Here is a 20,493-nt window from a genome sequence, read left to right as displayed (position 1 = left end):
GTCACGCGCCGAGTTGGTCCGCGACGCGCTCGGCTTCCCGTTCGCGGTGTTGGGAGCGGTGCAGCTCCAGTGCCCGCTGCCAGCTCTCCCCCGCCTGCGCCCGCCCGCCCAGGGCGGCGTGGGCGTGGCCGAGGTGGTCGAGGGTGTCGGCCTCGGCGTGGCTGTCGCCCAGCAGGCGGTGCAGGTCGAGGGCGTGGCGGTGGTGGTCGAGGGCGTGGCGGTGGTGGTCGAGGGCTTCGCCGTGCCTGCCGGTGCACCGGGCGATGACGCCCAGGGTGTCGCGGACGGCGGCTTCGCGGCTGCGGTGGCCGTGGCGGCGGAACCAGGACAGGGCCGCCTCGCGGGCCACCCTCCCCTCGGAGTAGCGGCCGAGCAGGGCGAGGTACCAGCCGGTGTCGCTGAGCGCCTCGGCCTCGCGGGCCGGGTTGCCCTCCGCCGTGTACCGGCGCAGTGCCCGGGTGCTGTGGTCGAGAGCCCGTTCGTTCTCGCCGCGCTGGTGCCACACCTGGGCCAGGGCCCGGTCGGTGTGGGCCTGCTGGGTGGTGTCGCCGGTGTCCCTGGCCAGGGCGAGGGCGCGGTTGAGGTGTTCCAGAGCCTCGGCGTGCGCGCCGACCCTGGCGCACGCGGAGCCGAGGCCGCGGTGGGCGACGAGTTCCCGGGCCGGGTCGCCGAGGCGGGTGGCGGCGCCGAGGCCGAGCCGCCAGACGGCGACGTCCTCGAGCAGGTGGCCGCGCTGGCGGTGGTAGGTGCTGAGGTACCAGGCCAGGTACCAGGCGCCGACGGTGCTCCCGCGGGCGTGTGGGACTGCCACGGCGGCCCCAACCAGAAGTGGTACTCCCTGGGTGCGGACATCCGGTCGCTGTACAACAGCCGGTGCCTGGAAATCCTGAACTACTACAACAACAACGGTGCCCCGGTGGGCATATGGGACTGCTACATCGACGGCAACCAGCTCTGGTACTGACCGGCCCCCGGAGGTCCGGCTCCACCCTGAGCGAACTCCGACGAAGGCCCGACGCCCCGGCGTCGGGCCTTCGTCGTGTGCGATTCGCTGACCGGGTGAAAACCATGTGGACAATCGCCGGGACGGCGATCCGCACCGCCGATCAACCCGCGTGGACCCGCCGTCCGGGGTGCTCGCCGGGACCGTGGTCGGCCGCCAGGCCCGCCGCCAGCGGGGTCGGGGTCAGGTCGGTGTCGTCCTCCCCCGCCTCCAGCAGGGTGGCGGCCGGGCCGACGATGCGCGGGTCCGGGCTGCCGATGGTCTCCGGGTTCCGGTCGCTGTAGTCGAAGCGGGCCAGGACGCTGCGCATCGCCTCGACGCGGGCGCGCTTCTTGTCGTTGCTCTTGACCACGGTCCACGGCGCCTGCTCGGTGTCGGTGGCGCGGAACATCTCCACCTTCGCCTTGGTGTAGGCGTCCCACCGGTCCAGGGACTCGATGTCGTTGGCGCTGAGCTTCCACTGCCGGACCGGGTCGACCTGGCGGATGATGAACCGGGTGCGCTGCTCCGCCCGCGACACCGAGAACCACAGCTTGACCAGCAGCACCCCGTCGTCGACGAGCATCCGCTCGAAGGCGGGCGCCTGGCGGATGAACCGGTCGTACTGCTCCTGGTCGCAGTAGCCCATCACCCGCTCCACGCCCGCGCGGTTGTACCAGGACCGGTCGAACATGACGATCTCACCGGCGGTGGGCAGGTGGGTGACGTAGCGCTGGAAGTACCACTCCCCCTGCTCGCGGTCGGTCGGCTTGCCCAGCGCCACGACCCGGGCGCCACGGGGGTTGAGGTGCTCGGTGAACCGCTTGATGGTCCCGCCCTTGCCCGCCGCGTCGCGCCCCTCGAACACGATGACCATGCGCCCGCCGGTGTCCTTGACCCAGTACTGCAACTTCAGCAGTTCGATTTGCAGCAGGCGCTTGGTGTGGTTGTACTCCGCCCGCGTCATGCGCTCGTCGAGCGGGTAGTTCTCCCGCCAGGTCTCGACGGCGCTCCCGTCCTCGCGGATGAGCACCGGATCGTCGTCGTCGGAGAACTCCACGCGCAGCTTCGTGCGCAGCTCCGGGAACACCTCGGCCGCGTCGACCCCGTCGTTCATCACGAAACCAGACATACCCGACCGCGCCGGAACCCACACCCCGATCGGACCGCCCGGTTCCCCACACCGACACCCCGAGCACAGGCAGGCACCGATCGCCCACCGACGGGTGTCGCGGCGCCACCTGTTCCCGTGATGCCCCCGGGGCAAACCATGACGCGTTCGGCGATTGCCGCCCGCGGGCGCGGGGTATCCACTGCGGACGGAGTACACCGACGGGGCTGGAGAGACCGTGACAATCCTTGACGTGCGCACCTCGGGACTGCCCGCGGCGCGCGGACCCCTGTCCGAGGCCGTCGCCGAGGTGTTGCGGGAGCCCGCAGGCACCGCGCTCCCGACGCCGGGGGACGCCGACCCGCTGGGCGCGGACCTGCAACTCGCCTTGGCCCTCTGCTACGAATTGCACTACCAGGGCTTCCCCGGTGTCGACCCCCGGTGGGAGTGGGACCCGGAGCTGCTGGGCTTCCGGGCGCGGCTGGAAGCCCAGTTCGAGGGTGCGCTGCGCGACCGGGTGAGCGGTGGCGCGGACATCGCGGGCGAGTTCGACGACCTGCTGGTCGAGCACCTGCCGGGCAGCGGTCTGAGCCACCACCTGGTCGCCGACGGCACCTGGGAGCAGATGCGGGAGTTGTTCGCGCACCGTTCGATCTACCACCTCAAGGAAGCCGACCCGCACGCCTGGGTCATCCCCCGGCTCTCCGGGGTCGCCAAGGCCGCGCTGGTGGCGGTGGAGTTCGACGAGTTCGGCGGCGGTCGGGCCGACCGGATGCACTCGCGGCTGTACGCCGACCTGCTCACCGCCGCCGGTCTGGACGCGGGCTACCTGCACTACGTCGACCACGTGCCCGCCGCCACGCTGGCCACGGTCAACATGATGTCGATGTTCGGCCTGCACCGGCGCCTGCGGGGGGCGCTCGTCGGGCACTTCGCCGCCGCCGAGATCACCACCGGCCCCAGCGCGCAGCGGATGGACAAGGCCCTCGCCCGCTTCGACGCCCCCGCCGCGTGCCGCTTCTTCTACACCGAGCACGTCGAGGCCGACGCCGTGCACGAGCAGGTGCTCCGCCACGACGTGGTCGGCGGCCTGGTCGAGGCCGAACCGGAACTCGCCGCCGACGTCGTCTTCGGCATCCAGGCGACCGACCTGCTGGAACAGGACTTCGCCGATCACGTCCTCGGCGCCTGGAACTCCGGCGGGACCTCGCTCCTGCTGCCCCTGTGACCCGCTCCCGGGAGAGGAAGCCCATGGCGAAGCCGACGCGACAGGTGTCCCTGGAGCTCGACGGTCCGGTGCTGGTGGAAGGACCGGTCGACCTGCGCACCCCGGACGGTAAGGTCGTGCACTCCGACCGCTTCATGGTCGCCGTCTGCACCTGCAAGCGCAGCAAGACCTTCCCGCTCTGCGACACCAGCCACCGGCGGAAGGTCCGCGACGACCAGTGAGCGGACACCTGTGAAGGGAGAACCGTGGTCGACGCGGTCGTGATCGGTGCGGGCCCCAACGGGCTGGTCGCCGCGAACCTGCTCGCGGACGCGGGTTGGGACGTGCTGGTACTGGAGGCGGCGGCCGAGCCGGGCGGCGCCGTCAAGACGGCCGAACTCACCGTGCCCGGTTTCCGGCACGACCTGTTCAGCGCGTTCTACCCGCTGGGCGCGGCGTCCCCGGTGCTGCGCGAGCTGGACCTGGAGGCCCACGGCCTGCGCTGGGAGCACGCGCCCGACGTGCTCGCCCACCTCTTCCCGGACGACCGGGTGGCGGTGCTGTCGCGCGACGTGGAGCGGACGGCGGCCTCGGTCGACGCGTTCAGCGCGGGTGACGGCAAGGCGTGGCGCGGGTTGTTCCGGCACTACCTCGACATCCGCGAGGACCTGCTGGCAGCCGTGCTGCGCCCGTTCCCCCCGGTGCGGGCGGGTCTGGGTCTGCTGCGCACCCTCGGCCTGGGTGGCGCGCTGCGCGACGCGCGGGTGCTGACCATGCCGTCGCGGCGGTTCGGGCAGGAGGTGTTCGGCGGTGAGGGCGCCCGGGTGCTGCTGGCGGGCAACGCCCAGCACACCGACCTCGGGCCGGACCAGGCGGGCAGCGCGGTGTTCGGCTGGTTGCTGAGCATGTTGGCCCAGGACGTCGGCTTCCCCGTTCCCCGGGGTGGGGCGGGCGGGTTGATCGACGCCTTGGTGGCCCGGTTGCGGGCCAAGGGCGGGCGGGTCGAGTGCGGTCGACCGGTGACGAAGGTGCACGTGGCGGGCGGTCGCGCGCTCGGCGTGCGCACCGCTGACGGCGAGGACGTCCGGGCCACCCGGGCGGTCGTGGCCGACGTGCCCGCCCCGGCGCTGCTGCTGGACCTGGTGGGCGCGGACCTGCTGCCCGCCAGCCTGGTGCGCGACCTGCGCCGGTTCGACTGGGACGACGCCACGATCAAGGTCGACTGGGCGCTGTCGGAGCCGATCCCCTGGCGCTCCCGGGACGCGGCCGGGGCGGGCACCGTGCACCTGGGGGTCGACCTGGACGGCTTGGCCGCGGCGAACAACGACCTGGACCGCGGCCGGGTTCCGGAGCACCCGTTCCTGCTGCTCGGGCAGATGACGACCGCCGACCCCACCCGCTCCCCCGCGGGCACCGAGACGGCCTGGGCCTACACCCACGTGCCGCGCGACGACCAGTGGTCCGCGCAGCGCTTGGCGGCGAAGGCGGAGGAGTTCGAGGCGCTCATCGAGCGGCACGCCCCCGGGTTCCGCGACCTGATTATCGGCCGGTCGGTGGCGGGCCCGGCGGACCTGGAGCGGGCCAACCCCAGCCTGGTCGAGGGCGCCATCAACCAGGGCACCTCGGGCATCCACCAGCAGTTGATCTTCCGCCCGACCCCGGGGCTGTCCCGGCCGGACACCGTGGTGGAGAACCTGTTCCTCGCGGGCGCCTCCGCTCACCCGGGCGGTGGGGTGCACGGTTCCGCCGGGGCGAACGCCGCCCGCGCCGCCCTCGCGTCCCGCTCCTGGTACGGCCCGCTGTACCGGGCGGGGATGCGCGGGGTCCAACGCGCGCTGCACGCCTGATCCTCCTGCCCGCAACGCGATTCGGCGCTCGTCCCGGTGGATCGGGACGAGCGCCGAGTTCGCTGTGGACGGTGTTGCGGTCAGTCCCCGCTGCGGCGCAGGGCGAGGTCGGAGAGCCTGCTCAGCGCCTCGACGTTGCGCGGTTTCAGCAGCGCGTCCTGCACCGGCTTGGGCAGCAGCCGCGCGGGGCCGCTGCGGGCCTGCTCGACCATCCGCATCCGCGTGCGCGCCGGGCCCTGGGGCTCCAGTTCCAATCGGACCAGGGCCTCACCGGTCGGCCAGGCGCGGGCGGTCAGCTCGATCATGCGGCCCGGGTCGACCCGCACCACCTCGGTGGTGTCGTCGATGGTCACCGGCCACGCGCCCACGCTGTGGTGGATGCGCGTACCCAGGGCGGGCCAGCCCGCGTCGACCTTGCGGATGTGCGAGGCGCCGACCACCCACCCGGCGTAGCTCCACCCGTCGGCGATGACGCCCCACACCTGGGACACCGGGGCATCGACGTCTCTCGTCACTTCGGCCATGCCACAGAAATACCCCGCCGTGGGCAGGTCAACCCTGCCGGAGGAGCACCGCCCGGTGCCGTTGATCGCACCCACGGGTCACCCACACGTGTCATCGCCACCGACAGGGGGTACGTGAACTGTGATCGCGTACCGGACGCACCAGGGTTGGAGCAGACATGCCTCGGGTTCAACAGCACCGCCGCCGCCTGCCGGGGAGCTGGTTCCGCACCACCACGGTGCAGAGCCACTACCGCCGCTCGCCCGCCTTGATCCCCACGGTCATCGCCGTGGTCCTCGGGCTGATCCTGTTGGCGGTACTCATCTTCTGACCGCGCGCGTGGTTCCCGGCGACCTCGCGGACCTCGCGCGAGCCGATCCCCCGACGCCCCGCGTCGGGGGATCGCGCGTTCAGCCGGGCCGCTCGGCTCGGAGCAGGTCGGCCACCCCGGCGATGAGTTCCGGGCCCACCCGGCAGCACCCGCCGATCACCGACGCCCCATCGGCCGCCCACCCCCGCGCCGCCGCCGCGTCGAAGCGCGCCGCACCGGTCCAGGTGCCGGTCCAGTCCTCGCCGCTGTTGGGGTAGACCACGACCGGCTTGTCCACGACCCGCCGGGCGGTGCGGATCGCGCCGGGCACGTCCTGCGGGCGGCAGCAGTTGACGCCGACCGCGATCACCTCGTCCACGCCGTCGACCACCGCGAACGCCTCGTCGAGCGGTTGCCCGGCGCGGGTGCGGTCGCCGTCGACGGTGTAGCTCACCCAGGCGGGCACGCCGAGTTCCCGCACCAGATCGACCAGGGCCTCGGCCTCGTCGACGTCCGGCACGGTCTCCACCGCCAGCAGGTCCGCGCCCGATCCGGCCAGGACTTCCAGCCGCGGGCGGTGCCAGGCCCGCAACTCCGCGACCGTCTTGCCGTAGCGGCCCCGGTACTCCGAACCGTCGGCGAGCACAGCGCCGTACGGCCCGACCGATGCCGCGATCCAGCGCTGCCCCCCGTCGCCCGCGACCTCCTGCCGGGCCGCGTCGGCGAGTTCGACGCCGCGGCGGAGCAGGGCCGCGGTGTCGTCGAAGCCCAGACCCCGGGCGGCGAAACCGGTGAAGCTCGCCTGGTAGCTGGCGGTGGTGGCGATCCGCGCGCCCGCCCGGAAGTACGCCGCGTGGGCGGCCACGACCTCCGCCGGGGAGTCGACCAGCAGCCGGGCCGACCACAGCGGGTCGGACAGGTCGTTGCCCCGCCGCTCCAACTCGGTGGCCAGCCCACCGTCCGCGACGACGATCCCCGGGCCCGACAGCACGGGGTGGGTTCGGGGGATCAACCGAGGCCCCCCGCGAACTCGCTCCCGCGCCACTCGGCGACCATCGGCTGCAAGCCCTCGACCAGGAGCGGCATTTCCGGCGCCAGGGCCAGGAAGCTGAGCATCTGCAGGTCGCGCAGCGCCACCATGGCCCGCAGCAGTCGGGGGTCGGCAGGCCGCAGGCCGAGCGGGGCAGCGGCGGCGTCGTAGGCGGCCAGCGCCCGCGCGCCGACGTGGGTCAGGTCCCACTCGACCGGGCCGAGCATCACGTGCTCGAAGTCGCAGTGGTACACGCGGTCCGGGGTCTCGATCAGGTTGTGGTAGGGCGCGTCGCCGTGGACCGGTTGGAGGGTGGCGTCGGGGAACTCGGCCCGGAACGCGTCCGCGGAGGTGGTGAGCGGGCCCAGGACCGCCCACTCCCGCCGGGCGCGGTCGACGTCCTCGGGGGCCAGCAGGTCCGGGCGGTCGGCCAACTGGTGGAACCCGTCCTCCACGCCGTGCTCCAGCGCCGCGAACAGGCGCGGCTCACCCGGGTAGTCGCGCAGCACCGAGTGCAGCCGGGCGGTCAGCGCGACCTGCTCGGGCAGGTCCAGTGTGGACTCGGTGACGCCGTCGACCCGTTCCCAGAACGTCATCGCGAACCCGCCGTGGCGAACCGGTTCGGCGGGCACGAGCGGGCTCGGGACGACGGTGGGCGCGCCGCGCCCGGCCAGCCACGCCGTCACCGCGAGTTCCGCCCGCTGGCAACCCGCCCGCACCGCGGGGGTGACCGCCCTCGGGACGACCACCGGCACCCTGGCCACCACCGGCGCCGGGTCGAGCCGCACGACCACGGAGAACACGTCGTGCAGCACCCGCGCGTCGCGCACCGTGAGGCCCAGCCCGCGCGCGGCGGCCACGGCGGCGTCGCGGGCCCGGCCGGATCGGGCGGCGCGGTCCCCTTCGGTGAACACCCCACCACCGTAGCCGGGCCCGTCCGGGGTCGTCCCGAACGCGACCGGCGGCCGGTGGTCCGAGTGGGCGGCGGTGCGCGGAATCCACCCCGGGCCGGACACGCCCTGTGCCACACTGGCCCGCGTCCGCACCCGGGGTTACAGGTGGACCCGAAAGCCGCCGCGCAGGCCGCCATCGGGGTGATCGTGGTCGTCCCCGTCCTCCGCCGGTGTGCGGGCCACCCTCGCGACCCGAACGCCGGACGAACGGAACCCGCCAAGTGAGAACCCGCGCCTTAGCCCCGTCGCTGCTGATCCCGGCCCTCCTGCTGGCGGGCTGCTCCATCGCCAACCCGACCTCCAGCGAGGTGTCCCTGCAATACGGCGCGGGCCCGTTCGACTCCCGCAAGTTCGTCGAGTGCGAGACCGCCCGCGACGTCTCCGACGTCAACGACGACCACTACTACTACCCCTCCGGCCAGCGGGACTTCACCTTCGGCGACGGCGAGGGGCTCGACGCCGCGGCGCTCACGTCCACCACCCAGGACTCCCAGGAGATCAAGGTGACGGGCACGGTGAAGTTCACCCTCAACACCGACTGCGCCCAGTTCACCGACCCCACCGGCAAGGTGTGGCCGGGCGGGAAGCTGCAGATGTTCCACGAGCTGATCGCCTACAAGTACGAGGCCGCCCCCACCGACGGCGGCGAGCAGATGGAGGAGGGCTGGTCGGAACTGCTGCGCAACTACGTCGGTGCCGCCCTCGACCGGGCCACCGACAACGAGGCCCTCAAGTACCCGTGGCAGAAGCTCTACACCGACACCGCCGCGAAGGCGCAGTGGGAGAAGGACGTCCTGGAGCAGTTGCCGGACATCCTGCGGTCGCTGACCCAGGGCGTGGACCTGATCACCATCAACAGCGTGCTGCTGCAGAAGCCGGGCATCCAGGCCGCGCTGGTGCAGGGGCTCACCGAGAAGCAGGCCGCCGAGCTGCGCGGGCAGGCGGTGGAGGTCGACAAGCAGGCCGCGGCCTCGTTCCCGGGCGGGATCGTCGCCTACCAGCAGTACCAGCAGCAGCAGGCGGTGAACCAGGCCATCAAGGACGGCAAGGTGCAGGTGCTCCCGGTCCCCCAGGGCTCACCGGTGATCGTGTCCCCCACGAAGTAGCCGGGGGCCGGGCCGCGCTCAGCCTGCGAAGTTCAGCCGCGCCCAGACCGTCTTGCTCGCGAGGTGGCGGTGGATGCCCCAGCAGTCGCAGAGCTTCGACACGAGCAGCAGGCCCCGGCCGCGGTGGGCGGAGGTGGAGAGGGCGCGCTCGACCGGCACGGAACCCGGGGTGGCGTCGTCCACCTCGACGCGGATCGTGTGGTCCTCGCGGGCCAAGCGGACGCTGCGCGGGCCGGTGGCGTGCTCGCGGGCGTTCGTGGCGAGTTCGGTGATGACCAGTTCGACGTCACTGAGGGTTGTCGGGTCCAGACCTTCCAGCACCCGGCGGGACCAGTCGCGGACAGTGCCCAGCGAGGGCGGGTCGGGCGAGTCGAGCTGCATTTCGTATGTCGGGGTCGACATGGTTCTCCTCTCTGTGATCGCCACTCGACGCGACGCGAGGAGGACGGTGACCTCGATCGGGTACCCAGGCGGCCCGGGTGCACACTTATCGCCCGCGCGGCCTCACCCCGGCGGCGCGGGGGCGGCCGGGACGCTGATCGCGAGGACCGCGGCGTCGTCCTCCAGGCCCGCGCCGAAGCCGGCCAGCAGGCGGCGCGCCGCGTGGACGACGGCGGGCGCCGTGCTGGGGGCCAGTCCCGCCGCGAAGGTCAGCAGGGCGGCCTCCTCGTAGCGCTCCCGGTCCCGGCCGGTGTGGGCCTCGGTGAGCCCGTCGGTGTAGAGCAGCAGGGTGTCGCCGGGGCCCAGGTGCACGGTGACGGTGGTGATGGTGGCCTCCGGCAGGACGCCGATGAGCTGCCCGCCCGGGGTGGGCAGGTAGTCGACGGTGCCGTCGGCGCGCAGCAGCAGCGCGGGCGGGTGCCCACCGCTGGCCAGGGTCACCGCGTAGCCGTCGCCGTCGGGGGTGAGCAGGCCGAAGATGACCGTGCAGAACCGGGCCAGGCTGCCGCTCTCCTGGTTGAGCACGGTGTTGAGGTTGGTCAGCACGGCGGCGCAGTCGGTGTTGTAGACCGCCGCCGCGCGCAGGGTGTAGCGGGTCAGCGAGGTGATCGCCGCCGCCTCCGCGCCCTTGCCGCACACGTCGCCGAGGAACAGCCCCCACCGGTGCTCGGTGAGCGGGAACAGGTCGTAGAAGTCGCCGCCGACCTCGTCGGCGCTGGCGTGGTGGTAGTGCGCGGCGACCTCGGTGCCCGGCGGTGCGGCGAGCACCGGGGGCAGCAGCGTGCTCTGCAGGGTCGTGGCCAGCCACTGGACGCGGTCGCGCTCGGAGTCGGCGGCCTTGCGGGCGCGCAGCAACTCCTCCTCGTAGGCCCGCCGCTCGCGCGCGTCGAACAGGGTGATGCGGATGAGCAGCGGCTTCCCGTCGGCGCCTGCCTTGACGGTGGCGGTCAGCAGCACCGGCAACCGGGCGCCGTCGGCGGTCCTGACCTGCACGGCGATGCCGTTGACCTCGCCGTGCACCAGCAGCAGCGGGGACAGGTGCGTCTCGTGGTAGATCCGGTCGCCGACCGGGAGCAGGTCAGCGAAGCGGCGGCTGCCGACCAGGTCCGCGCGGGTGCGACCCAGCCAGCGCAGCAGTGTCGCGTTGACCTTGACGATGAGGCCGTCCGGCCGGGTGGACAGGTGGCCGACGGGGGCGTGCTCGTAGATGTCCTCGGCGTCGTCCTCCGGCGGCAGGACCGGCTCCGGGACGTCCACCGCACAACCTCACAGATCGTCCCGGGGGCCGGGACACCGGCTCGCGGGTGTCGGGGAGCCACCCGGTCGGCTGTGGACGCACGGTAACAGGCCCGCGCCCGGTCGCGTCGGGGCGACGGCGGCGCCGGGCACCGCGGCGCCACCGGGGCCGGGCCGCACCGCCGCGCCCGCGCCATTCCGGCGGGGTGCCGGGAATCCGGAAGACAACGCATTTTCGCGGGTTAAACGTCGATCAAGGACCTCACCCGATTCTCACACGTCCGGATGAAGACCAGGAAAGAGGACTTGCGCCGCCGAGTCGCGCAGGTAGTTTCAATAGCGCAGGCCGAGAACGGCGGCACTTAATACCGAATACCTACAACATCGGGAGACAACAATGCGAAGCATCACGCGGATGGTCGTCGGCAGCCTCATCGCGATCCCGCTGACGGTCGGTGCGGCCGGAATGGCCCTCGCGGATGACTACAGCGCCAGCTCGGCCACGGCGGGCCCCAACGGCACGTACGCCGACCGCGTCGTCAGCGCCGTCGACGACGAGGGCAACGCCTTCTACCTGCGCCAGCAGGTCGCCACCGGTCCGGGTGGCGCCAGCAGCAACACGGTCGCGGCCTACGCGGGCGACGACCACCCCCACCACCACAACCACCACGGCAACTACAACAACGACGACGACGAGGACTACGACGGCGACGACCAGGGCGCCGCCTTCCTGTGGTCCTCGAACGTGGCGGGCCCCAACGGCGCCTCGTCGGCGGAGATCGCCTCCAGCGCGGGCGACTGGGACAACTGACCCACACCGGGTCTGTGTCGCCGTGATCCGCACTGAGCGGGATCGCGAAAAGCGTTAGAACTCCGGGCGAGCCGAACGGCTCGCCCGGAGTTATTTTTCGTCGTCACCCACAGGGATACCATTCGCACCTCCTGATTCTTCCGACACTTCTCCGCCCCGCCGTCGGCGGAGGCGCGGAAAGCCGGGAGCGAGGGGCACGCCCAGATCTCCGGGGAAAGGGAGCCGAGGTCATTCCGGCCCCACCTCGCGGTGCGGGAACCGCCCACGGCGGCCGGTGCCCACGCCGCCGACGGGGCTCAGGGCGTGGACGTGATCCAGGGCGCGGCGGCCCGGTCGGGCTCGGACGCGTGCTTGTGCCGGATCGCGAGCAGCGTGATGTCGTCGGTGGCGGGCCGGTCGCCGACGAGGGCGGCCATGATGCGGACGCAGGCCCGCTCCGGCGACACCGGGGTCACCACCCGCCGGAGGGTTTCCAGGCGGCTGTCCAGGTCCAGCTCGCGGCGCTCGACCAGGCCGTCGGTGTAGAAGGCGATCAGGGCGCCGAACGGGATGTCGGCGCGGGCGCTGCGGCGCCCGGTGATGGCCAAGCCGTAGCCGACCGGCGGGCCGAGGGGGGCGTCGACGAACGCGGTCTCCCGCCCCGGCACGGCGATCAGGGGCGGGAGGTGGCCCGCCAGGGCCAGGTCCATGCGGCCGGTCGCCGTCTCGACGACCGCGTAGGCGACCGTGGCCATGCCGTGGCCCGCGAAGTGGGTGGCCTTGCGGTCGAGCTTGCCCAGCACCTCCGCGGGGTCGGTGAACTCCAGGGCGTAGGCGCGCAGGGCGCTGCGCAGGCGCCCCATGACGATGGCCGCGGCCAGCCCGTTGCCCGCCACGTCACCGACGACCAGGCCGATGCGCCCGCCGGGGAGGTCGAACACGTCGTACCAGTCGCCGCCGACGCCGCTCTCGGCCCCGGTGACGTAGCGGGCGGCCAGGTCCCAGTCCGGGGAGGTCGGCAGGAGGCCGGGCAGCAGGCTGTCCTGCAACATGGCCGCCGCGGCCCGCTCCGACCGCGACCGGTGCGTGTGCGCGGCCATCGCCAGCCGGTCCGCGACGAGTTGCAGCAGGTCGACCTCCTCGTCGGTGAACCGGCGGGGTGTGGTGCTGCCGACGTGCAGCACCCCGACCACCTCGCCCTGGGTCACCATGGGCACGCCCAGCAGCGCCCGCAGGCCCCGCTCCCACAGCAGCGGGTTGACCACCGTGGACTCGTCGACGTGGTCGAGCGCCACCGGCTCGCGCTCCCGGGCGACCCGCCCGGCGAACCCCGTCCCCACCGGGATGCGGACGCCCTGGAAGACCTCCTCCTCCAGGCCCGAGGTCGCCCTGGCCACCAACTGCTCACCGCGGACGTCGAGCAGGAGGATGGTCGCGGTGTCGACGGCGAACAGCTCGCGCACCCGCCACACCATCACCTCGAACAGCTTGTCCAGGTCCAGGTCCCGCAGCGCCGTGTCGGTGATCGCCTCGAGCACGCGCAGCCGCACGTCCGGACCGCGGCCACCACCCATCGCCAACCCCATCCCACGCCCTACGGTGCACATCGGGTGAACAGCACAAGCGCGTGGCAATCGCCGTGTGAGCTGATACCGGACGTCCCACCCTACCTCCCGGCGGGCGCGTCACCCCCGACGCCGCACCGCGGCGCGACCCCGGCGACCGGCCCCGCGCGGACACGGGCGCGGCACCGGGTGCGGCCGGAGCGGGCGAGGCTAAGCTGCCGCGAGTCGAAGGTTCGAGGAGGCGTTGATGACGGTTGCGGCAGGGCGCGACGACGGGATCTCGGGGCTGCTGCGATCGTCCGCGCGGTCCCTCACCGAGCGCTGGGTGGAGCTGACCGCCGCACCGCTGCGCGGCCGGGTCAGCCGGGCCGAGTTGGAGCGCGAGCTGGGCGAGCTGTTCGAGGCTTTCCTGGCGGCGGTCGAGACCGGCAGCCGCGACGTCGACGACGAGGCGTACGCCGAGGTGCGGGCGCTGCTCTCGGAGCTGTCGCGGCGGCGGGCGCGGGCAGGCTTCACCCCGACCGAGACCGCCACCGGCGTCTTCTCGCTCAAGCGGGCCGTGTTCGAGGTGATCGAGGGCGATGAGGGCGCGGGCATCGCCGAGCTGGTGACCGTCTCCCAGCTCCTCGACGCGCTGGGGCTGTGGACGTTCGAGGCCTACGCCAAGGCCCGCGAGGAGGTCATCGACGAGCAGGCCGCGCAGTTGCTGGAGCTGACCACGCCGGTGGTCAAGCTGTGGGACGGGGTGCTGGCGGTGCCGCTGGTCGGCACGCTGGACTCCGGGCGCACCCAGGTGGTGATGGAGAAGCTGCTGGAGTCGCTGGTCAACACCGGCGCCGAGCACGCCATCATCGACATCACCGGGGTCCTGGCGGTCGACACCCAGGTCGCCCAGTACCTGCTCAAGACCGCCACCGCGGCGCGGCTGATGGGCGCGGAGTGCACGATCTCCGGCATCCGCCCGCACATCGCGCAGACCATCGTGGAGCTGGGCATCGAGTTCGGCGACATCACCACCAAGGCCTCCCTGGCCGACGCGCTGCTGCACGCGCTGCGGCGCTCGGGCGTCGACGTGGTGCGCGGTCGGACCGGGCGCTGACGTGGAGCGCATCCCCATCCTCAAGATCGGCGACGTGCTGCTGGTCTCCATCCAGATCGACCTGCAGGACCGCGACGTGCTCGCGTTGCAGGAAGACCTGTCCGAGCAGATCTGCGACACCGGCGCCCGGGGTGTGGTCATCGACATCTCCGCGGTCGACATCGTCGACTCGTTCATCGGCCGGATGTTCGCCACCATCGCCTCCACCTCGCGGCTGTTCGACGCCACCACCGTGGTCGTCGGCATGCGCCCGGCGGTGGCGATCACGCTGGTGGAGCTGGGGCTGACGCTGGGCAACGTGCGCACCGCGCTCAACCTGGAGAAGGGCCTGGCGATCCTGCGCCAGATCGGCGGTACCCGCTCCGACGTCCTCGGCCGCGCCGACGACGACCAGCCGGTCGACCGGTGACCGCCGCGGCGGCGATCGAGCTGCCGATCGGCGCGGACGAGGACATCGTGCGGATCAGGCAACTGGTGCGCACCAGGGCGCAGGAGGCCAAGCTGTCGCTGGTCGACCAGACGAAGGTCGTCACCGCCGCCAGCGAACTGGCCCGCAACACCCTGACCTACGGCGGCGGCGGGCGGGTCGTGATCGACATGCCCACCAACGGCAGACGGGTCGGCATCCGCGCCCGGTTCGTCGACGAGGGTCCTGGCATCCCCGACCTCGACCTGGCCCTGACCGAGGGCTGGACCAGCGGCAAGGGCATGGGCCTGGGCCTCAGCGGCAGCCGCAGGCTGGTCGACGAGTTCACCCTGGACACCGAGGTCGGCCGGGGCACGACGGTGACCATCGTCAAGTGGTCGCGGTGACCGCCGAGCCCCCGGTGACCGAGGATGTCGCCTGGTTCCGGATCGACGACCGGGTCACCGCGGGCACCGCGCGCCGGGCCGCGGCGGCCCTGGCCGAGCGGCTGGGGTTCTCCGGCAGCCGGGGCGCCGAGGTCGGGCTGGCGACGATGGAACTGGCCTCCAACCTGCACAAGCACGCCGACCGCGGCTCGCTGCTGCTGCGGGAGGTGCGCACCGGGGACACCTCGGCGGTCGAGGTGGCCACCGTCGACCACGGCCCGGGGATGTCGAGCACCGGGCTGGCCTTCCTCGACGGGCACTCCACCACCGGCACGCTGGGCATCGGGCTGGGCGCGGTGCGCAGGCTCGCCGACGCCACCGCGGTGCGCTCCGGCTCGGACGGCACGGTCCTGACCGCGCTGTTCACCCCGGGCCGCGGGCCGGTGCCGCGGGAGCCGTTCGCCGGGGTGACCAGGCCGATGACCGGTGAGGGGGCCTGCGGCGACGCCTACGCGGTCCGCCGCGACGGCGGCAGGCTCGGGCTGCTGCTGTGCGACGGGTCCGGGCACGGCCCGCTCGCGGCCACCGCGTCCGCCCTGGCGGTGCGGGCGTTCCTGGGCTCGGCGCCGACCGCGCCGGACGCGATGGTGCGCCGCCTGCACGAGGCGATGTCCGGCAGTCGGGGCGGGGCGGTGGCCGTCGCCGAACTGGACCAGGACCGGGGTGTGGTGCGCTACGCGGGCCTGGGCAACATCGGCGGGTCGGTGGTGGCCGAGCGCAGGCGCGGCATGGTGTCGCTGCCCGGGATCGCCGGGTACCAGGCCCGCTCGGTGCGGATGTTCGAGTACCCGCTGCCACCGGGCGCGGTGGTGGTGCTGCACTCCGACGGGCTCACCGACCGGTGGGAGCTGGCCCCCGGCCTGGGCGCGCACCCGCCGCTGGTGGTCGCGCTGACCCTGCTGCGCGACGCCGGGGTGCGCCGCGACGACGCGAGCGTGCTGGTGGCCCGGGCGGAGCGGGCATGACGGCCGGGGGGAAGCCGACCAGCCTGCTGCGGCTGACGCTGTCGGGTGGGCAGTCGGTGTTCCAGCTCCGCCAGTGCGGCCGGGAGGTCGCGGCGGCGGTGGGGCTGGAGTTCCAGGACCGGATCAGGGTGGCCACCGCGCTCAGCGACCTCGGGCGCATCCTGCTCACCGGGGAGGTGCCGCTGGTGGTGGAGTTCGAGGTGACCGACCACGCGCTCCGGGTGCGGCTGCGGACCGCGGCCAAGGGGAACGAGGCCGACCAGCCGGGCTGGAAGACCGCGCAGCGCCTGCTCGACGAGTTCGCCGCCGAGGAGGCGGACCTCGCGCTGACCATCACCGTCACCAAGAACCTGCCGCCGGGAGCCCCCGCGCTCAGCGGCAAGCAGTTGACCCGCCTGCGGGAGGCGGTGGACGCGCTCACCGGCCGGGAGGCCGCCGACGAGTTGCGGACGCAGAACGAGGAACTGCTGGCGACGCTGGACGCCCTGGAGGCCAAGCGCCGCGAGCTGGTGCACGTCAACGAGGAGCTGGAGGAGACCAACCGCGGCGTGATGGCGCTCTACAGCCAGCTCACCGAGGAGCTGGAGGAGACCAACCGCGGTGTCGTCGCCCTCTACGCCGAGCTGGACAACAAGACGATCGAGCTGAACCGGGCCAGCACGGCCAAGAACCGGTTCTGGTCCAACGTCAGCCACGAGGTGCGCACCCCGGTCAACGCCATCGTCGGCCTGGCCCGGCTGCTGCTGGGCCCCGGCGCCGACCCGCTGACCGACGACCAGCGCCGCCAGCTCGAGCTGGTCGAGCGCTCGGGGGCGGGGCTGCTGGCACTGGTCAACGAGCTGCTGGACGTGGCCAAGGCCGAGTCCGGCAGGCTGGTCCCGGTCCTCGCCCCGGTCGACCCCCGGCTGCTGTTCGCGCAGGTGCGGGACATGTTCGTGGCCACCACCGCGGCCTCCGGGGTCGACCTGGTCTTCGTCGAGGCACCCGCGGCGACGCTGGTGACCGACGAGAAGCTGCTCGTCCACATCCTGCGCAACCTGGTCTCCAACAGCCTCAAGTTCACCGAGCGGGGCAGCGTCCGCGTCGCGGTCGAGGTCGACGCGGGCGGCGACTGGGTGTTCCGGGTCACCGACACCGGCATCGGCATCGACGCCGAGCACCTCGACCGCGTCTTCGAGGAGTTCCACCAGGTGCCCAACCCGTTGCAGGCGCGCAGCCCCGGCACCGGCCTCGGCCTGCCGTACGCGCGCACCCTGGCGCAGGTGCTCGGCGGCTCGCTGGAGCTGAGCAGCCGGGCGGGGGTGGGCACCGAGGTGACCGTGCGGCTGCCCAGCCCGGAGCCGCTGCCCGACGTCGGCACGGTGCTGGTGGTCACCGACGACGACACCCTGCGCGGTCGCCTGACCAGCGTCGTGGCGGCGCTCGGCGACGGCCCCTGCGTCCCGGTCGCCCCCGCCGACCTGGCCGCCGCGGTCACCTCCGAGCGGCCCGGGCTGGTGGTGCTCGACCTGGCGCCCCCCGAGGCGGACGCCCTGCTGGACGCGCTGGTCGCGGCGGGGATCGCCGTCGTGGCGCTGTCCGCGGCGGAAGCGGTACCGTCTGACGACGGCGAGGAGGCACCGGTGGCCACGCTGCACAAGTCCCGCCTCTCGACGGACTCGGTCCGGGAGGCGATCCGGCGAGCACTGGCGGACCTGTGACGACTGTGAACCGCGTCGACCCGGACGCCCCCGCGCGCATCCTGGTGGTCGACGACACCGAGGCCAACCGCTACATCACCGGTGGCTGGCTGCGCCGCGCCGGGCACGAGGTGCTGGAGGCCGCCACCGGCCGCGCCGCCCTGGACACCGTCCGCGACGAGGTCGTCGACCTGGTGATCCTGGACGTGAACCTGCCGGACATGAGCGGCTTCGACGTGTGCGAGGTGCTCAAGGGCGACGCGGCCACCGCGGCGATCCCGGTGGTGCACGTGTCGGCGAGCCACGTCGAGGCGGGCGACCGCGCCACCGGCCTGACCCGGGGCGCGGACGCCTACCTCAGCGAACCGATCGATCCCGGCGAGTTGCAGGCCACGGTGAAGGCGGCGCTGCGCTACTACCGGGCCCGCGCGGCGGCGGAGAACCTGGCGGGCAGGCTGAGCAGGCTCACCGAGGCCGGGCTGGAGATCAACACCGCCCGCACCTTCCCCGCCCTGCTCGCCGCCGCGGTGCGCGGGGCGACGGCGGTCCTGGGCCAGCCGGTGACGGTCCTGGTCGTGCTGCCCAGCGGCGCGCACCTGTGGGGCTGCGGCGAGGGGCCGGACAGGCCGGTCACCACCCGAGCCGAGCACCCCGACCCGCTGGTGCCGCAGTGGCGGGCCACCCCGGGGCCACCGCGGTCCGCACTGGACCCCACCAACACCGTGCAACTGGTCACCTTCACCGACCCCGGCGAGCAGTGGCCCGCGGCGGAGGTCACCGCCGCCGTCGTGCACACCGACCCCGAGCAGCCCGCCACCTGCGTGGCCCTGCCCGCGGCGGCGGTCACCACCGGCGAGGAACGCGACCTGCTGATCCAGCTCGGCCAGACCACCGCCGTCGCCGCCCGCGGCCTGCTCGCCTACACCGACGAGCACGACATCGCCCTGTCGTTGCAGCGCAGCCTGCTGCCGAGCCGCCTGCCGGTCGTGCCCGGCCTCACCATGGCCGCCCGCTACGTCCCCGCCTCCAGCGTCGCCCAGGTCGGCGGCGACTTCTACGAGGTCACCGAGCTCGACACCGGTGTGCTGGTGGCCATCGGCGACGTCACCGGCCACTCGATCGAGGCGGCGACGGTCATGGGCGAGGTCCGGCACGCCCTGCGCGCCTACGCCATCGAGGGCCACACCCCCACCGAGATCATCGCCCTGCTCAACGCGATGGTCTGCCGCTTCCACCCCACCGGCCTGACCACCCTGTGCCTGATCCTGCTCGACCTGGCGGCGGAGACCGCCACCATCGCCAACGCGGGCCACATCCCGCCCCTGCTCATCGACGACGAGCACGCCGCCTACCTGCCCCTGCCCGGCGCGATCCTCGGCATCGAGGTCCCCCGGCCCGAGGCCACCACCATCGCGTTCTCCAGGGGCTCCACGATCGTGCTGATGACCGACGGGCTCGTCGAGCGCCGGGCCGTTCCCCTCGACGACGACCTGGAGACCCTCCGCGCGTCCATGGACCCCGGTGAGCAGCCGGAAGCCGTCTGCCGCCGCCTCCTGGCCACCTTCGGCCGGGACAAGGACGACGACATCGCCCTGGTGGTCCTGCGCCGCACCTGAGGGCGCGGCGCCCACCGCGGAATGTCGGTCCATCCCGGATACTGGAACCGTGACCGCGCCCCTGCTCAACCCGACCCGCATCTACGTGGAGCCCGCCGCCGCCGAGCTGCCGCGTGGCCGGGCCGTGCTGGAGCGCTTCCCCGACGCCGAGCGCGTGGAGGTCGAGAGCCACTGGCGCATCCCGGAGCTGCACGGCGACGAGGCCAACGCCCGGCGCTGGGTGCGGATCAAGCGGGAGGCGCTGGTGCTGGGGGTCAAGAAGTCCCTCGCCGCCCGCCCCAACGGCCGCTCCGCCGACTTCATCGCCCCGTCGACGGCCAACGGGTGCGCCATGGCCTGCGCGTACTGCTACGTGCCCCGCCGCAAGGGCTACTCCAACCCGATCACCGTCTTCGCCAACATCGAGCAGATCACCGGCTACCTGGCCCGGCACATCGCCCGCCAGGGCCCCAAGCCCGCCCCGGACCAGTGCGACCCGCACGCCTGGGTCTACGACATCGGCGAGAACTCCGACTGCTCGGCCGACGCCCTGGTCAGCGACAACGTCCGCGACCTGGTGGCGCTCTTCCGCACCCAGCCGACCGCGAAGGCGTCCTTCGCCACCAAGTACGTCAACCGCGACCTGCTCGACTGGGACCCGGCTGGCCGCACCCGCGTCCGCTTCTCCCTGATGCCCGAGGCCACGGCGAAGCTGCTCGACATCCGCACCACCCCGGTCCCCGAGCGCTTGGCCGCCATCGACGACTTCGTCGCGGCGGGCTACGAGGTCCACCTCAACCTCAGCCCCGTCGTCGTGCACGACAACTGGCTCGCCGACTGGCGCGAACTGCTCACCACCCTGGGCGAGGCCACCTCCCCCACCACGAAGGCCCAGCTCGCCGCCGAGGTCATCATGCTCACCCACAACCTGGCCCTGCACCAGGTGAACCTCGCCTGGCACCCGCGCGCGGAAGACCTCCTGTGGCAGCCGCGCCTGCAGGAACCCAAGCGCAGCGAGAACGGCGCCGCGAACGTGCGCTACCGCGCGGGCCTCAAGCGCCAATTCCTCGACCAGTTCCTCGCCCTCGTCACCGAGTGCGCCCCGTACCTGCGCGTCCGCTACGCCTTCTGATCCGCTCGGCGGACCCCTCCCGTCAGGTGAAACCCCCTCGGCGATGTGTCACCGGCCCAGCGCCGGGTAGACGTAGCGGAATGCCGACG

Annotated in this window: 22 protein-coding genes; 14 read left to right on the top strand and 8 right to left on the bottom strand. The window is 73.1% G+C overall.

What is annotated here, in order from left to right; all coding sequences use genetic code 11:
• Position 1: 1 nt before the first annotated feature.
• The gene (locus DFQ13_RS33800; RefSeq protein WP_181399941.1) at positions 2-811 is read right to left on the bottom strand and encodes a tetratricopeptide repeat protein; all 810 of its coding nucleotides are present in this window, start codon (positions 809-811) and stop codon (positions 2-4) included.
• Between DFQ13_RS33800 and DFQ13_RS35945 the strand changes: the two genes are divergently transcribed.
• Complete coding sequence (locus DFQ13_RS35945) at positions 725-964, top strand: RICIN domain-containing protein (protein ID WP_407643163.1); 240 nt, start codon at positions 725-727, stop codon at positions 962-964. The genes DFQ13_RS33800 and DFQ13_RS35945 overlap by 87 nt on opposite strands.
• Positions 965-1,106: 142 nt before the next feature.
• On the opposite strand, the gene ppk2 is transcribed toward DFQ13_RS35945, so the two are convergent.
• Positions 1,107-2,099, bottom strand: coding sequence for a polyphosphate kinase 2 (ppk2, locus tag DFQ13_RS12215; protein WP_181399939.1), 993 nt, complete (start codon positions 2,097-2,099; stop codon positions 1,107-1,109).
• A 232-nt stretch (positions 2,100-2,331) separates the two neighbouring features.
• On the opposite strand from ppk2, the gene DFQ13_RS12210 reads away from it, so the two are divergent.
• From DFQ13_RS12210 to DFQ13_RS12200, 3 genes are read left to right on the top strand one after another with little or no spacing between them, the layout of a single operon-like run.
• Positions 2,332-3,321, top strand: a complete 990-nt coding sequence (locus DFQ13_RS12210) for an iron-containing redox enzyme family protein (RefSeq protein ID WP_110079866.1) — start codon at positions 2,332-2,334, stop codon at positions 3,319-3,321.
• Positions 3,322-3,344: 23 nt separating this feature from the next.
• Positions 3,345-3,542 (top strand): CDGSH iron-sulfur domain-containing protein, encoded by a 198-nt coding sequence (locus DFQ13_RS12205; RefSeq protein ID WP_035284805.1) that lies wholly within the window; start codon positions 3,345-3,347, stop codon positions 3,540-3,542.
• A gap of 24 nt (positions 3,543-3,566) precedes the next feature.
• Positions 3,567-5,147 (top strand): phytoene desaturase family protein, encoded by a 1,581-nt coding sequence (locus DFQ13_RS12200; RefSeq protein ID WP_035284807.1) that lies wholly within the window; start codon positions 3,567-3,569, stop codon positions 5,145-5,147.
• A gap of 80 nt (positions 5,148-5,227) precedes the next feature.
• Here the strand turns inward: DFQ13_RS12200 and DFQ13_RS12195 are convergent, their stop codons facing one another.
• The gene (locus tag DFQ13_RS12195) at positions 5,228-5,671 is read right to left on the bottom strand and encodes an SRPBCC family protein (RefSeq protein ID WP_035284808.1); all 444 of its coding nucleotides are present in this window, start codon (positions 5,669-5,671) and stop codon (positions 5,228-5,230) included.
• 158 nt (positions 5,672-5,829) lie between these two features.
• Between DFQ13_RS12195 and DFQ13_RS33790 the strand changes: the two genes are divergently transcribed.
• Entirely contained in the window at positions 5,830-5,982 is a 153-nt protein-coding gene (locus DFQ13_RS33790; protein ID WP_181399938.1) for a hypothetical protein, read from the top strand.
• Between the two features lie 79 nt (positions 5,983-6,061).
• Here DFQ13_RS33790 and mmuM read toward each other — a convergent pair whose 3' ends face one another.
• Both mmuM and DFQ13_RS12185 read right to left on the bottom strand, forming a co-directional pair.
• Positions 6,062-6,973: a homocysteine S-methyltransferase gene (gene mmuM / locus DFQ13_RS12190; protein ID WP_233438374.1), complete on the bottom strand. Its 912-nt coding sequence runs from the start codon at positions 6,971-6,973 to the stop codon at positions 6,062-6,064.
• Positions 6,970-7,905 (bottom strand): aminoglycoside phosphotransferase/kinase family protein, encoded by a 936-nt coding sequence (locus DFQ13_RS12185; RefSeq protein WP_110080145.1) that lies wholly within the window; start codon positions 7,903-7,905, stop codon positions 6,970-6,972. The genes mmuM and DFQ13_RS12185 overlap by 4 nt, the downstream gene beginning before the upstream one ends.
• 260 nt (positions 7,906-8,165) lie before the next feature.
• On the opposite strand from DFQ13_RS12185, the gene DFQ13_RS12180 reads away from it, so the two are divergent.
• A complete protein-coding gene (locus DFQ13_RS12180; RefSeq protein WP_110079865.1) occupies positions 8,166-9,050 on the top strand; it encodes an SPFH domain-containing protein in 885 nt (294 codons plus the stop codon).
• A gap of 18 nt (positions 9,051-9,068) precedes the next feature.
• Here DFQ13_RS12180 and DFQ13_RS12175 read toward each other — a convergent pair whose 3' ends face one another.
• Together DFQ13_RS12175 and DFQ13_RS12170 are read right to left on the bottom strand one after the other, a co-directional pair.
• A complete protein-coding gene (locus DFQ13_RS12175) occupies positions 9,069-9,452 on the bottom strand; it encodes an ATP-binding protein (protein WP_110079864.1) in 384 nt (127 codons plus the stop codon).
• A 102-nt stretch (positions 9,453-9,554) separates the two neighbouring features.
• On the bottom strand, positions 9,555-10,748 hold the full coding sequence (locus DFQ13_RS12170; RefSeq protein ID WP_110079863.1) for a PP2C family protein-serine/threonine phosphatase: 1,194 nt from the start codon (positions 10,746-10,748) through the stop codon (positions 9,555-9,557).
• 376 nt (positions 10,749-11,124) lie between these two features.
• Here DFQ13_RS12170 and DFQ13_RS33785 point away from each other — a divergent pair, with 376 nt between their 5' ends.
• Positions 11,125-11,538: a hypothetical protein gene (locus tag DFQ13_RS33785; protein ID WP_161784490.1), complete on the top strand. Its 414-nt coding sequence runs from the start codon at positions 11,125-11,127 to the stop codon at positions 11,536-11,538.
• A 296-nt stretch (positions 11,539-11,834) separates the two neighbouring features.
• On the opposite strand, the gene DFQ13_RS12160 is transcribed toward DFQ13_RS33785, so the two are convergent.
• The gene (locus tag DFQ13_RS12160; RefSeq protein WP_233438373.1) at positions 11,835-13,103 is read right to left on the bottom strand and encodes a PP2C family protein-serine/threonine phosphatase; all 1,269 of its coding nucleotides are present in this window, start codon (positions 13,101-13,103) and stop codon (positions 11,835-11,837) included.
• Positions 13,104-13,329: 226 nt separating this feature from the next.
• Here DFQ13_RS12160 and DFQ13_RS12155 point away from each other — a divergent pair, with 226 nt between their 5' ends.
• Genes DFQ13_RS12155 through DFQ13_RS12125 form a run of 7 tightly spaced genes read left to right on the top strand, consistent with a single transcriptional unit; the run spans position 13,330 to position 20,404 of the window.
• Positions 13,330-14,181 (top strand): STAS domain-containing protein, encoded by an 852-nt coding sequence (locus DFQ13_RS12155; protein WP_063935977.1) that lies wholly within the window; start codon positions 13,330-13,332, stop codon positions 14,179-14,181.
• 1 nt (position 14,182) lies between these two features.
• Positions 14,183-14,590 carry an STAS domain-containing protein gene (locus DFQ13_RS12150; RefSeq protein WP_052021388.1) on the top strand — a complete coding sequence of 136 codons (408 nt, stop codon included), beginning with the start codon at positions 14,183-14,185 and terminating at the stop codon, positions 14,588-14,590.
• Positions 14,587-14,994, top strand: coding sequence for an anti-sigma regulatory factor (locus DFQ13_RS12145; protein WP_110079860.1), 408 nt, complete (start codon positions 14,587-14,589; stop codon positions 14,992-14,994). The genes DFQ13_RS12150 and DFQ13_RS12145 overlap by 4 nt, the downstream gene beginning before the upstream one ends.
• Positions 14,982-15,998, top strand: a complete 1,017-nt coding sequence (locus tag DFQ13_RS12140) for a SpoIIE family protein phosphatase (protein WP_110079859.1) — start codon at positions 14,982-14,984, stop codon at positions 15,996-15,998. The genes DFQ13_RS12145 and DFQ13_RS12140 overlap by 13 nt, the downstream gene beginning before the upstream one ends.
• Positions 15,995-17,698: a sensor histidine kinase gene (locus DFQ13_RS12135; RefSeq protein WP_219994392.1), complete on the top strand. Its 1,704-nt coding sequence runs from the start codon at positions 15,995-15,997 to the stop codon at positions 17,696-17,698. The genes DFQ13_RS12140 and DFQ13_RS12135 overlap by 4 nt, the downstream gene beginning before the upstream one ends.
• A complete protein-coding gene (locus tag DFQ13_RS12130; protein ID WP_233438372.1) occupies positions 17,695-19,293 on the top strand; it encodes a fused response regulator/phosphatase in 1,599 nt (532 codons plus the stop codon). The genes DFQ13_RS12135 and DFQ13_RS12130 overlap by 4 nt, the downstream gene beginning before the upstream one ends.
• A gap of 49 nt (positions 19,294-19,342) precedes the next feature.
• Complete coding sequence (locus DFQ13_RS12125) at positions 19,343-20,404, top strand: spore photoproduct lyase family protein (RefSeq protein ID WP_233438371.1); 1,062 nt, start codon at positions 19,343-19,345, stop codon at positions 20,402-20,404.
• Positions 20,405-20,493: the final 89 nt, after the last annotated feature.

The organism is Actinokineospora spheciospongiae, from assembly GCF_003182415.1.
Lineage (GTDB): Bacteria > Actinomycetota > Actinomycetes > Mycobacteriales > Pseudonocardiaceae > Actinokineospora > Actinokineospora spheciospongiae.
Note: the sequence above shows the minus strand (reverse complement) of the source record. Positions and strands in the feature narration are given on the sequence as shown.